This window comes from Methylobacterium indicum (genome assembly GCF_017347565.1).
Lineage (GTDB): Bacteria > Pseudomonadota > Alphaproteobacteria > Rhizobiales > Beijerinckiaceae > Methylobacterium > Methylobacterium indicum.
Genome location: NZ_AP024145.1, coordinates 4,607,980 through 4,620,745 on the forward strand (window position 1 = coordinate 4,607,980; position 12,766 = coordinate 4,620,745).

Annotated in this window: 12 protein-coding genes and 1 pseudogene; 10 read left to right on the forward strand and 3 right to left on the reverse strand. The window is 71.9% G+C overall.

The genetic code is table 11. The annotated features are described in order from the left end of the window. The first annotated feature begins 2 nt into the window (after positions 1 to 2). Entirely contained in the window at positions 3 to 458 is a 456-nt protein-coding gene (locus tag miv_RS21360) for a MaoC family dehydratase (RefSeq protein ID WP_207178731.1), read from the forward strand. Between the two features lie 20 nt (positions 459 to 478). Here miv_RS21360 and miv_RS21365 read toward each other — a convergent pair whose 3' ends face one another. After that, complete coding sequence (locus tag miv_RS21365) at positions 479 to 1,039, reverse strand: sugar O-acetyltransferase (protein ID WP_207178733.1); 561 nt, start codon at positions 1,037 to 1,039, stop codon at positions 479 to 481. Positions 1,040 to 1,143: 104 nt separating this feature from the next. Between miv_RS21365 and miv_RS21370 the strand changes: the two genes are divergently transcribed. The 6 genes from miv_RS21370 (at position 1,144) to miv_RS21395 (ending at position 7,805) form a co-directional block, all read left to right on the forward strand. Beyond that, positions 1,144 to 1,698, forward strand: a complete 555-nt coding sequence (locus miv_RS21370) for a TetR/AcrR family transcriptional regulator (RefSeq protein ID WP_207178734.1) — start codon at positions 1,144 to 1,146, stop codon at positions 1,696 to 1,698. A 63-nt stretch (positions 1,699 to 1,761) separates the two neighbouring features. Continuing rightward, the gene (gene htpG, locus miv_RS21375; RefSeq protein WP_207178736.1) at positions 1,762 to 3,615 is read left to right on the forward strand and encodes a molecular chaperone HtpG; all 1,854 of its coding nucleotides are present in this window, start codon (positions 1,762 to 1,764) and stop codon (positions 3,613 to 3,615) included. A 336-nt stretch (positions 3,616 to 3,951) separates the two neighbouring features. Then, positions 3,952 to 4,689 (forward strand): Crp/Fnr family transcriptional regulator, encoded by a 738-nt coding sequence (locus tag miv_RS21380; RefSeq protein ID WP_207178737.1) that lies wholly within the window; start codon positions 3,952 to 3,954, stop codon positions 4,687 to 4,689. A gap of 228 nt (positions 4,690 to 4,917) precedes the next feature. Then, on the forward strand, positions 4,918 to 5,460 hold the full coding sequence (locus tag miv_RS21385) for a MarR family winged helix-turn-helix transcriptional regulator (protein ID WP_244748638.1): 543 nt from the start codon (positions 4,918 to 4,920) through the stop codon (positions 5,458 to 5,460). Between the two features lie 25 nt (positions 5,461 to 5,485). Continuing rightward, complete coding sequence (locus miv_RS21390) at positions 5,486 to 7,159, forward strand: FAD-dependent monooxygenase (RefSeq protein ID WP_207178739.1); 1,674 nt, start codon at positions 5,486 to 5,488, stop codon at positions 7,157 to 7,159. A gap of 496 nt (positions 7,160 to 7,655) precedes the next feature. Beyond that, a complete protein-coding gene (locus miv_RS21395; RefSeq protein WP_165602045.1) occupies positions 7,656 to 7,805 on the forward strand; it encodes a hypothetical protein in 150 nt (49 codons plus the stop codon). 4 nt (positions 7,806 to 7,809) lie between these two features. Here the strand turns inward: miv_RS21395 and miv_RS21400 are convergent, their stop codons facing one another. After that, positions 7,810 to 8,628, reverse strand: coding sequence for a PIG-L deacetylase family protein (locus miv_RS21400; RefSeq protein WP_048461320.1), 819 nt, complete (start codon positions 8,626 to 8,628; stop codon positions 7,810 to 7,812). A 5-nt stretch (positions 8,629 to 8,633) separates the two neighbouring features. After that, positions 8,634 to 9,112: pseudogene (locus tag miv_RS33410) on the reverse strand (beta-xylosidase); the annotation flags it as partial. Positions 9,113 to 9,316: 204 nt separating this feature from the next. Between miv_RS33410 and miv_RS21415 the strand changes: the two are divergent. From miv_RS21415 to miv_RS21425, 3 genes are all read left to right on the forward strand, one after another. Continuing rightward, the gene (locus miv_RS21415) at positions 9,317 to 10,738 is read left to right on the forward strand and encodes an amidohydrolase (RefSeq protein WP_207178740.1); all 1,422 of its coding nucleotides are present in this window, start codon (positions 9,317 to 9,319) and stop codon (positions 10,736 to 10,738) included. Positions 10,739 to 10,910: 172 nt separating this feature from the next. Beyond that, positions 10,911 to 11,687, forward strand: coding sequence for a ferredoxin--NADP reductase (locus tag miv_RS21420; RefSeq protein ID WP_048461321.1), 777 nt, complete (start codon positions 10,911 to 10,913; stop codon positions 11,685 to 11,687). A gap of 142 nt (positions 11,688 to 11,829) precedes the next feature. After that, on the forward strand, positions 11,830 to 12,552 hold the full coding sequence (locus tag miv_RS21425) for an aspartate/glutamate racemase family protein (RefSeq protein ID WP_048461328.1): 723 nt from the start codon (positions 11,830 to 11,832) through the stop codon (positions 12,550 to 12,552). The last annotated feature ends 214 nt before the right edge of the window (positions 12,553 to 12,766 follow it).

The window sequence follows — 12,766 nt, forward strand, 5'->3', positions numbered from 1 at the left end:
CGATGACACCAGACCTCTATCTCGACGATCTGGCCCCGGGCCAGGTCTACCGCTCCGGCGAGACGACCGTGACCGAGGCCGAGATCGTCCGCTTCGCCGGCGAGTTCGATCCGCAGCCCTTCTACCTCGACGCCGAGGCGGCGCGCAGGACGTTCTTCGGCGGCCTCGCGGCGAGCGGCTGGCACACCGCGGCGCTCACCATGCGGCTCCTGATCGACAGCGAGATGCGGATCGCCGGCGGCATCATCGGCGCGGGCATGGACGAGGTGCGCTGGCCCAAGCCCCTGCGCCCCGGCGACACGATCCGGCTGGAGAGCGAGGTTCTGGAGGTGCGCCCCTCGCGCTCGCGCCCGACGCAAGGCCTCGCCAAGGTGCGCACCACGACCCTCAACCAGCATGGCGAAGCGGTGCAGGTGCTGGTGGCCAACCTCCTGGTGGTGCGCCGGCCGGAGGGCTGACGCCGACCGCCCGCAGGGGCCTATCCCGGGCTCCGCAGACGGGCCGGGTTGCCCATCACGGTGCCGCCCGCCGGCACGTCGCGGGTGACCACGCTGCCCGCCCCGATGATCGCGTCGTCCCCGATGGTGACGCCGGGCAGGATCTGGGCGCCGCCGCCGATCCAGACATTCGCCCCGATCGCGATCGGCCGGCCGAATTCGAGCATCCGACGGCGCTGGGCCGGATCGCGCGGGTGGTCGGCGGTCATGATCTGCACGCCGGGCCCGATCTGCGTCAGGTCGCCGATCGTCACCTGCACCACGTCGAGGATGCAGCAATTGAAGTTGAGGAAGACGCCGCGGCCGAGGCTGATGTTGTAGCCGTAGTCGCAGAAGAAGGGCGGGCGGATGTTGCAGCCCTCGCCGACCCGGGCGAAGGCCTCGGCGAGGAGGGCCTGCCGCTCCGGCTGGGTCAGGGTGTTGCGGGCGTTGTAGCGGTCCATCCAGGCCGAGATGCGCCGGTTGTCGGCGTCGAGCTCCGGGTCGTCGGCGACGTAGAGCGCGCCGGAGAGCATCTTCTGCTTCTGGCTCGTCGGGGTCATGCAATCCTCGCTGTCGGTTGGCGTTCGGCCGCGATGCGTACATATGTACACATGGCCGTACCGCCAACCCGCTTCAGCGGGACGCCCGCTTGCGAGACGCATCCTTGCCCGCTGCCCCGCGCCGCCACGACCCCGACCGCCGCGCCCGCCTGATCCGGGTCACCCTCGACGTGATCGCCGCGCACGGCGTCGCCGGCACCACCCACCGGCGCATCGCCGCGGCGGCGGACGTGCCGCTCGGTTCGCTGACCTACCATTTCGCCGGCCTCGACGACCTGTTGACCGAGGCCTTCACGCTGCTGGCCGACACGGTGTCGGGCCGGTTCGAAGCGCGGCTCGCCACGGCAACGACCCGGGCCGAGGCCTGCGAGGCGGTGGTCGACCTCGTCGTCGAGGAGGACTGGGCGACGCCCCGCACCATGCTGTTGAGCTACGAGCTCTACGCCTACGCCGCCCGGGTGCCGGCGCTGGCCGCGGTGATGCGGGACTGGATGGGCAAGAGCCGGGCGGCGCTGGAGCGGCACTTCTCCCCCGAGGAGGCGCGGGCCCTCGACGCGATGATCGAGGGTCTGACGATCCACCGCTCGGTCGATCCCCGGCCGGCCGGCCGCGACGAGGTGCGGGCGATCGTCGAGCGGCTGGCGGCCCCGCTTCCTTGAAAAGCGGGGTCCCGGCCCGCATATCCGCCCGCGACGAATTGTTCCCATGCGGAGAACCGAGACGTGAGCGAGACTGTGGAGCGGCATTCCTTCGGCGCCGAGGTCGGGCGCCTCCTGGACCTCGTGGTCCACGCCCTCTACTCCGAGCGCGAGATCTTCCTGCGCGAGTTGGTCGCCAACGCCGCCGACGCGGTCGACCGGCGCCGGTTCGGCGCCCTGACCGATGCCGCCCTGGCGCTGCCGGCGGACGCCAAGGTGCGGATCAACCCCGACAAGGCGGCCCGCACCCTGACCCTGTCCGATCCCGGCATCGGCATGTCGAAGGACGAACTGGCGCAGAACCTCGGCACCATCGCGCGCTCCGGCACCCGGGCCTTCAGCCAGTCGCTGGCCGACGCCAAGCCCGAGGAGCGCCCGAGCCTGATCGGCCAGTTCGGCGTCGGCTTCTACTCCGCCTTCATGGTCGCCGACCGGGTCGAGGTCACCTCGCGCAAGGCCGGGTCCGACGAGGCCTGGACCTGGGCCTCGGAAGGGCAGGGCGAGTACACGCTCGCGCCCGCGACCCGGGCCGAGCCCGGCACCGACATCGTCCTGCACATGAAGGCGGACGCCGAGGAGTATCTCGAGGGCATCCGGCTCGAGACCATCCTGCGCAAGTGGGCCGACCACATCACCGTGCCGGTGACGCTGGTGCGCGACGGCGAGGAGGTCGCCGGGACCAAGGGCACGGCGCTCTGGCGCAAGCCGAAATCCGAGGTGAGCGAGGAGGAGTACACCGAGTTCTACCGCCAGGTGGCGCACGCCTTCGACAAGCCGTGGGCGACCCTGCACTGGCGGGCGGAAGGCCAGCTCGAGTTCAACGCGCTGCTGTTCGTGCCGGGCATGAAGCCCTTCATGGCGATCGAGGAGCAGCGCGAGAGCAAGGTGCGCCTGCACGTGCGCCGGATGTTCATCACCGACGAGGCCGGGCTGCTGCCGTCCTGGCTGCGCTTCGTCCAGGGCGTGGTCGACACCGAGGACCTGCCGCTCAACGTCTCGCGCGAGATGCTGCAGGCGACGCCCGTCCTCGCCCGCATCCGCCGGGCGGTGACCGCCAAGGTCGTGTCCGAGCTGAAGAGCCGGTCGAAGGACGCGGAGTCCTACGCCACCTTCTGGCAGGCCTTCGGGCCGGTGCTGAAGGAAGGCTTGTGGGAGGATGCCGAGCACCGGCAGGACATCGCGGGTCTCCTGCGCTTCCGCTCCTCCACGACCGAGGGCTGGGTGTCGCTGGCCGACTACGTGTCGCGGATGAAGCCGAACCAGGAGGCGATCTACATCCTGGTCGGCGACGACGTCGATGCGCTGAAGCGCTCGGCCCAGATCGAGGGCTTCTCCGCCCGCGGCATCGAGGTGCTGCTGCTCTCCGACCATGTCGACGCGTTCTGGCCCGAGCGCTACGACAGCCACGACGGCAAGCCGATCCGCAGCATCACGCAGGGCAGCGACGACCTCTCGGCCTTCGAGCCCGAGGTCGCGGAGGGCGACGCCCCGGCCGACCTCGCCGACCTGCTGCCGAAGCTGAAGGAGGCGCTCAAGGACGACGTCTCCGACGTGAAGGCGAGCCAGCGCCTGGTCGACAGCGCGGTGCTGCTCTCGGCCCCGGCCTTCGGCCCCGACCTGCAGATGCAGCGCCTGCTGCGGCGGGCCGGCCGCGGCGCCGGGGGCGGCATGGGAGCGGGAATGGGGGGCCAGCCGGTGCTGGAGCTCAACCCGCGCCACCCGCTGATCCGCCGCATCGCCGAGCGGGCGGCGGCCGGCGAGGATGTCGGCGAGGCCGCCCAGACCCTCGTCGATCTCGCCCACGTCCAGGGCGGCGACCCGCCGCGCGATCCGGTCGCCTTCGCCCGCCGGGTGGCGAGCGCGCTGGCGCAGGGCTGAACCGTCGAGGCGTCCGGGCCCGCCCGGACGCTCGATCGGACGCGCGGCGCCAGCCGCGCGTCCCTCTCGTTTCAGGAGGACCGGGAGACGCCGCCGGCCGCGCTGCCGTAGAGACGCGCCCGCCCGGGCAATCGACGCCGGCGCGGCCCCAAGCGGCGGCGGTTCCGGGTCTTGCCCGGCACGGCGGAAGGCGCGCGGCGAAAGGCGAGGGCGACCCAGCGGCCTCGGGCGGGGACTTGTGGCCACCGCTTTACTGTCGCGCACCCGACGCTAATTTCCGACCCGGAACGACGGCAGCCCGCGCGGGCGAACCGCGGGCGGAGGGGCCAGGACACGATGAACCCGCTGATCCGGAAGCTCGAACGGTTCACCCGCCTGAGCGATGCGGACAAGCGCCTCCTGCAGCAGGCGGCCTCCGCGCGGATCGTCAACTACGACACCCACCAGGACATCATCGCCGAGGGCGAGGAGCCCTGCGACGTCAACCTGATTCTCGCCGGCTGGGTCTGTCGCTACAAGCAGCTCGCCGACGGCAGCCGCCAGATCATGTCGTTCCTGCTGCCGGGCGACCTGTGCGACCTGAACATCTTCCTGTTGCGCCGGATGGATCACGCCCTCGGCACGCTGACGCCGGTGACCGTCGCCAAGATCTCCCGCGACCTCCTCGACCGGATGCTGAACGCCGACCCGCGCCTGACCCGGGCCCTGTGGTGGGAGGTCCTGGTCACGGCGGCGATCCACCGCGAATGGCTGGTCAATATCGGCCGGCGCAGCGCCCTCGAACGGCTCGCCCACCTGCTCTGCGAGATCTTCCTCCGGCAGCGCGCCGTCGGCCGAGCCCAGGACGGCCGCTGCGAGCTGCCGATCACCCAGGTGGAACTCGCCGATGCGCTCGGCCTTTCGGCGGTCCACGTCAACCGGACACTGCGCGAATTGCGCCAGGCCGGTCTGATCGACTGGCGCGACAAATCCCTCGTTCTGCCGGACCTCGACGCCCTCACGGCCCTCGCCCGGTTCGACCCCGACTACCTTCACCTCGACTACGAGGGAGAACGGTTCGAGGCCGGCGCCTGAACTGCGCCCCGTACCGTCGGCTCGGCGGGCGAGAACCGCGGGCCCCCACGGACCGTCCTTCCGCTCGCGTCGCCTGACGGGAGCGGCGCTTCCCCCTCGTTGCGGCACACCCGGGACGGCGCCCGTCACCCGGCGCTGCCGCGCGCGGGGAACCCGGCGCCCGGTATGCCCGTTCTGCACCCACGATGACAATACGCTGTCATTTCGACAACCTGTAGCGAAACGATCGTGCCCGAGCAGATCACCCCTCCCGCCTCGTCCCGACCCGGCTCGGCCCCCGACAGCGGCCGCTGCGCACTCACCGAACTGACGCTGGCGGTGTTCCGCCTCAACGGCGACCTGCTCACGGCCGGCGACGCCCTCGTCGACGATCTCGGGCTGACCAGCGCCCGCTGGCAGGTGCTCGGAGCGGTCGCGCTCTCGCCGGTGCCGCTGCCGGTGGCGCACATCGCCCGCAACATGGGCCTGACCCGCCAGGCGGTGCAGCGGGTCGTCGACGACCTGCACGGGGTCGGCTTCGTCCGGATCGATCCAAATCCGCACCACCGCCGCGCCCACCTCGTCGCCCTGACCGGACCCGGCGAGACCGCCTATCGTCATGCGATCGCCCGCAAGGATGTCTGGTTCGACGACCTCTGCGCCGGCCTGGACCCGCAGGCGATCGCCGCCGCCGCGGCTCTGCTGCGCGAGATCCAGCGCCGGATCGGCGAGACCGCGCAGGACGACCGATCGATCCCCCCGAAGCCGATGCGAGGTCGCGATGTCCCCTGACATATCCCCTGAGGTGTCCCCCACGATGTCGTCTCCCGCCGCACGCCGAGCCGCTTTCGACGCCGAGGTCATCGTGGTCGGCGCCGGCCCGATCGGCCTGACCACGGCATGCGCCCTGCGCCATCACGGCGTCGACTGCCTGGTCCTGGAGGAGCGGACAAAGGTGCGGGCCTATTCCCGTGCCAACAATCTCTGGGCGCGGCCGCAGGAACTGCTGGCGGGGATCGGTCTGCGCGACGCCCTGGCGGAGCGGGCCTATCCGATCCGCCTCGTCAACTTCTTCCTCGACGGCACGCCGACGACGCCGATCGCGATCGACGACGTCGCCAGCCCCTATCCGCGGGTCCTCTACAGCGGGCAGGACGTGATCGAGACCACGCTGATCGCGGCGCTTCGGGAGCGCGGCGGCCGGCTGGCGCGCGGCCGCAAGGTCGTGGCCATGGCGCAGGACGAGGACGGCGTGACCGTCACGGTGCGGCGGGACGGCACCGAAGAAACGTTGCGCGCGCGCTACCTCGTTGCCGCCGACGGCGCGAAGAGCACCCTGCGCCCGCTCCTCGACCTCGATTTCGAGCCCAAGCGGTTCGAAGGGTGCATGAACCGGCAGGTCGACGCGAAGCTGTCCTGGCGGCGGTCGCGGGAGCCGGATCAGCTCTGGTTCTTCTACTATGCGCGCGGCTTCTGCGGCGTGATGCCGGTCTGGGGCGGCTACCACCGTCTCTTCTTCCTCGCCGACGACACCGGCGTGCCGGACCGCGACCCGACGCTCGACGAGATGCAGGCGGTGGCGCGCGAGGTCACGGGGGACGAGACCTTGACCTTGAGCGATCCGCAATGGCTGACCCACAGCCGGTTCCAGTACGGCGTCTCGCCGGCCTATGCCCGCGGCCGGGTCCTGCTCGCGGGCGATGCCGGGCACCTGTCGCTGCCGATCGGCGGGCAGGGGATGAATGCCGGCCTGCACGACGCCGTCGAGGTCGCCTGGCGGCTCGCCATGACCCTGCGGGGCGAAGCCGCGCCGGTCGTTCTCGCGTCCTACGATGCCGAGCGCGCGGCCGAGCATGCCCGGCTGAGCGCGCAGCAGGCGAAAGGTTTTCGCCGAACCGTCTATCGCGGGGCGGTCACCGACGCGGCCCTCGGCCTCGCCGCCAAGGCGATCCCGGGTATCGGCGCCCTGCTTCAGGGCACCGACGACCTCCAGCAGCTCTCCGTGCGCTATCCGAAGAGCCCGCTGAACGAGGACCACCTCTCGGGCCTCGCCCACCTGCTCCAGCGCGGGCCCGAGCCGGGCGAGCGCGCCCCCGACGCGGAGGTGGTGCGGGACGGCGAGACGACCTCGCTGTTCCGATTCCTCGCCAACCCGGATGGGCGGACGACGGGCTGGGCGCTCCTGTGCTTCGACGGCCGCGACCCGGCCTCCGCCGGCGCCCTGCGCGCGACGATCGCGGCGGCGGCACCCTGGCCCTGGGTGCGGCCGCGCCTGATCCTGGCCGGTCCGTCGATGGAGGAAGGCGACGTGCCCGTGCTCTCAGACCTCGACGGCAAGGCGCACGGCGCCTACGGCCTGGAGGCCCGGCCGGCCGTCATCCTGGTCCGCCCGGACGGGCACATCGCCTTCCGCGATGCCGCCGATCGGCCCGAGCGGCTGGCGGCCTATTGCCGGCGGATCTTCGGGGATGGAGAGGCCGCCGCGGCGTGACCCGGCACTTCGATGATCGGAGCGTGGCCCTCGTCCCATCCCGAGCCTGAGGGATGCGATCGGGTTCGATGACGGACGGCGGTCGCCCTCTCGGGATGTCGGCGACCATCGTCGAATTCGGCTTCCGGTGGCCTCGCGGCCGGCCTGCGATCGACCGAGCTTGTCCGTTGTGCGTCCAAGGTGATGCGCCGAACCGCCGGGACTCGACAGCGCTCGTCCGCCATCCGCGAGCCCCGCATCGTCAACCTGTCCGACCGGTGCGCGCAACGACCCTTGTGCGCTGGCGCACACAGGTCGTCCGATGCCGCCCGCTGGCGAGTGACGATTATTGACATTCATCACTCGTCCGGTAGGTTCATGGACATGCGGCCGGGCCGGTCGCGATCTTCGGTTGAGCTCCGCCCCCTCGCTCCGCCAGAGATCGTCGACCGGCCCGGTCGTACGCTTTTGGGCCGCCCGGCTTTACGCGCGCCCGCCTTTCTGGCACCGGCCCGTCATGTCCCTGCGCGCCTGCCTCGTCCTCGCCCTGCTCACCGGTCTCGCGGGTCTCGCCCTGCGGCTCGCCGTGCCGGTCACCCCGGTCGACCAGGATTACCGCGACGTGGTGGCGTTCTACCGCGCCATGCCGGCGGGCAGCGGGCACTGACGGGTCAGCCGATGTCCCGGTCCGCGGCCTGGGCGAGCGCCCGGAACCGTGCCCCGTCGGGATCCTCCGCCCCGTAGAGCAGCCGCCCGCCGTTCGGTAGTGCATCGAAGGCGTGGTCGGGCGCCTCGCGGAAGCGTTCCAGAGCGATGGGGAAGCCGTTCAACGTGTCGGCCTGGCTCGCATGGGCGGCGAAGAGCTCGGCCTTGAAGGCACAATCGTCGGGATCGAGATGGAGCGCGATCGAGCGGCGCGGCGGCTCGGTCGGCAGGAAGCCGCCGGGCTCGGGGCCGTCCATTCCGGCATGGCGGAACGGCATCTCGATCACCGCGAGGCGCTCCGGCCCGAGAATCCGGCGGGCGCCCGCCACCGCCAGCGCCACCGCGTCGTGGTCCGGGTGACCGCCCTCGTAGGCGTGAGTCAGCGCCACCGTGATGCCGCGCTCGGCGAACAGCTCCGCGAGGCGGCGGGCCAGCGGCGCGATCCCCTCGGCCACCTCGCCGTCGGGATAGCCCAGGGCGACGCGCCGCTCCGGCGCGATGCCCGCGAGGGTGAGCGCCGCGTCGAGTTCCCGGGCCCGGGCCGCCGCGTAGGCGGCGGAATCCGCGAAGCCGGGTCGGGTGGCGTTCCTCGGCGCGCCGTCGGTGACGTGGATCACCGTGAGCCCGGTCAGGCGCGGCAGCTGCGCGCCGCAGCCGATGCTCTCGTCGTCCGGATGGGCGACCACGAGGGCGGCGGTCTCGGCCGAGACGGGGCCGCAGGCCGGATGCGCGAGGGCCGCCAGGACGCGCTCGGCGGCGGGCGAGGTCGGGGCGATCGCCGGCATCGGCGTCAGATCGCGAGCTGCGGCCGGAGGGCCGGTTCGAGCCGGATCATCCCGGCGCGGACCTCGGGGAATGTCTCCACCGGTGGCGGGCTGGCGTGGTGGGGAGCGATGCCCCGGTGCTCGGGGGTGAAGCAGAAGGTCACGGTCACGTCGCACTCCGCCAGGGCTTCCATCTACCGGTCGAGGGCATCGGGCCGGAACGAGTCGGCGAAGGACAGGCCGGTGCGGAGATCCGTCACCCCGAGCCATCCCATCGAGGCCGCCGCCTCGTCGAGGCGATGATCCTGATAGTCGAACCACAGGCCCAGGCCCAGACCCGGTGCCAGGACCGGGGTATGCCGGGCCATGTGTTCGCGGGCGAGCTTCGGCGTCCTGTCCTCACGCGGCACCCCCCCGCAGCGACCCCGTGGAGACGTACCGGTCGCACGGGGGAGCCCTTCGGCTCCCGCTGCCGGGTGGCGGCCCCCCAGAGCTGCGGCAGGTCGGCGGTGTGGTCGGCCTCGAAAACCCGCCACTTCTCCGGTCTCGAACAGGTGGGGACGGGACGGCTTGGCGGCCGGCCCGGCGCAGGCCGTCCCGCCCCCGGCGATCCCGGCGGCGATGGCGCTGGTCCGCCGCCCGGGCCCGGGTCTATCGTGGGGCCGAACCACGGCCCCGCGGCAAGCGGGCCGGCACGGGAGGATGGACCATGCTTCGCATCGGATTACGCGCGGCCAGGGGGTTCCGGGCCGAGGACGCGGCCGACGACGCGGTCGCCCCGGGGCGGCGGGCGCTGCTGGCGGGCGCCTGCGCCTGCTCGGCCCTGACGGTCCTGCCGACGTTCCTGCCCCGGCCGGCCGCCGCGCAGGCCGCGGAGGCGCACGCCTCCGCCCGGCCGGTCCATGCCGAACTCGACGCCGCGGCGCGCGAGGTCGAGCCGGCGATGATCGCCTGGCGGCGCGACATCCACGCCAACCCCGAACTCGGCAACCGCGAGCACCGCACGGCGGCCCTGGTGGCCCGGCACCTCGAGGGTCTCGGCTACGAGGTGCGCGAGGGCGTCGGGCGCACCGGCGTCGTCGCCGTGCTGAGGGGCGGAGGCGGCCCCGGCCCGGTCGTGGCGCTGCGGGCCGACATGGACGCGCTGCCGGTGCGCGAGGAGGTCGACCTGCCCTTCGCCTCGAAGGCCCGGGCCGAGTGGGGCGGCCAGGAGGTCGGGGTGATGCATGCCTGCGGCCACGATTGTCACGTCGCGATCCTGATGGCGGCGGCCCAGGTGCTCGCCGCCCGCCGCGACCGCCTGCCCGGCACGGTCAAGCTGCTCTTCCAGCCCGCCGAGGAGGGCACGGTGGGTCAGGGCGTCTCCGGCGCCCGCCTGATGGTCGAGGAGGGCGCGATGCGCGACCCGAAGCCCGACATGGTGTTCGGCCTGCACGTCTCGAGCGCGCTGCCGGTGGGCAGCATCGGCTACCGGCCCGGCAACGCCATGGCGGGATCGGACCGCTTCCGGATCACGGTGACCGGGCGCCAGACCCACGGCGCAATGCCGTGGAACGGCGTCGACCCGATCGTGATCGGCGCGACCATCGTCACGACGCTCCAGACCGTGGTCAGCCGCGAGACCGACGTCGCGCGCAGCCCCGCGGTCCTCAGCGTCGGCATCTTCAAGGGGGGCTTGCGCAACAACATCATCCCGGAGACCGCCGAGCTGGAGGGCACGCTCCGGACCTTCGGCGAGGCGCAGCGCGCCACCGCCAGGCGCCGGGTGACCGAGATCGCCCAGTCGATCGCCACCGGCATGAACGGCAGTGCGGAGGTGACCTGGGACGAGAACGGCTACCCGCCCCTCCACAACGACGCCAAGCTCACCGCCCGCTGCGCCCCGACGCTGACGCGCCTGTTCGGCGAGCACGCGCGCCTCGTCGACCCCGCCATGGCGAGCGAGGATTTCCCCTACTTCGCGCAGGCGGCGCCCGGCTTCTTCTACTTCGTCGGCATCACGGCCCCCGGCACCGATCCCGCCAAGGCGGCGCCCAACCACTCGCCGCGCTTCCGCGTCGACGAGGCCGGGCTGATGACCGGCTTGCGCGCTACCCTGCACCTCGTGGCGGACGCGACCGGGATGGCGTGAGACCCCGCCGCCTGGAAGCATTCCGAAGAAGAGGCGATTTTTCCTGGGGCTTGACGGCCACGCAGACCTCGCTTGTGCGCCGACGCCTTGACGGCGATGCCGCACCTGCGAGATGACCGCTCCCAAACCGAGAACCGTCGACCCGTCGAACGCCTTCAGGATTCCTGGCACGATGAGCAACTTCAACGAGGAGCGCGTCCTGTCCGTCCATCACTGGACCGACTCGCTCTTCAGCTTCCGCACCACCCGCGACCCGTCGTTCCGCTTCCGCAACGGCGAGTTCACGATGATCGGCCTCAAGGGCGAGGGCGCCAAGCCGCTCCTGCGCGCCTACAGCGTGGTCAGCGCCAATTACGAGGACGAGCTGGAGTTCTTCTCCATCAAGGTGGCCAACGGCCCGCTCACCTCGAAGCTGCAGCACCTCAAGGTCGGCGACCCGATCGTGGTCAGCCGGAAGGCCACCGGCACCCTGGTGCTCGACAACCTGATGCCCGGCCGCAACCTGTACCTGCTCGGCACCGGCACCGGCCTCGCGCCGTTCCTGGCGATCATCAAGGATCCGGAGACCTACGAGCGCTTCGAGAAGGTGATCCTGGTCCATGGCTGCCGCCAGGTCCAGGAGCTCGCCTACGGCGAGACGATCACCGAGACGCTGCCCCAGCACGAGCTGATCGGCGAGATGGTCCGCGACCAGCTCATCTACTATCCGACCGTGACCCGCGAGCCCTTCCGCAACCGCGGCCGGATCACCGACCTGATGACCTCGGGCAAGCTCTTCGCCGATATCGGCCTGCCGATGATGACGAAGGAGGCCGACCGCTTCATGCTCTGCGGCAGTCCCGACATGATTCGCGACACCCGCGACCTGCTCGCGGATGCCGGCTACGTCGAGGGCAACCACGGCGAGGCCGGCCACTACGTCATCGAGAAGGCCTTCGTCGAGAAGTAGCCCTGTCGGACAACGCCCGGAAGATTTCTTCCGGGCGTTGTCCGGCAAGCCCGCGCGGTTCTCGCACGAAGCCGACTTGCGCATCGCGAAGCGATCCATCGGACGTCGCATGATCCGCGGGATGCGCCGGGAGAACCGTCCGTTGCGCATCCTGCTCATCAACCCCAACACCACCGCCGCCGTCACCGAGCAGGCGGCGGCGCATGTCCGGCGGCTGATCCCCGCCGAGATCGTGCCGGCGACCGGGCGGTTCGGCGCCCGCTACATCGCGAGCCGCGCCGCCGCCGCCATCGCGGGCCACGCCGCCCTCGACGCCCTGGCCGCCCACGTCGCGGGATGCGATGCGGTCTACCTCGCCTGCTTCGGCGACCCGGGCCTGCTCGCCCTCAAGGAGGTCTCGCCGGTACCGGTCGTCGGCATGGCGGAAGGTGCCTTGCACCTCGCCTGCACCCGGGGACGGCGCATCGGCATCGTCACCGGCGGCGTGCTGTGGCAGCCGATGCTGACCGAGTTCGTGGCGATGCTCGGCCTCTCCGAGCGCCTCGCCGGCATCCGCACCGTGGCGCCCACCGGCGGCGAGATCGCCCGCGATCCTGATGCGGCCCTGGACCGACTGGCCGCCGCCTGCCGCGACTGCGCCGAGATCGACGGCGCCGACGTCGTGATCCTCGGCGGCGCGGCGCTCGCCGGCCTCGCCGAACGGGTGCAGCCCCGGGTCACCGTGCCGGTGATCTGCTCCGTCGAGGCCGGAGCGCGGGCGGTGGTCGCCGCCGCAGGCCTCGCCGGCGCGCGCCCGGTGTGCCCGGCGACCGACAGCGTCGGTCTGTCGGAGGAGCTGGCGCGGATTCTGCGCGCCGAGGGGTGATGCGGCGGGCGTCCCGCCGTGGCGAGGGTGCGCCCCGACCGTCGTCGATGTCTCGACGGCCGATGTCGCGGCCGGTCGCCATTCCGTTTCGTCACCCGCCATGCCAGGATGACCGACCGTGTCGCCGATCCGTCGTCCGTTGCGGAATGCATCGCACCGATATAAGTTGTGTGCAAATAAATAGGGAGAGCGCGGCTCGTTCGGGCCTCGCGCC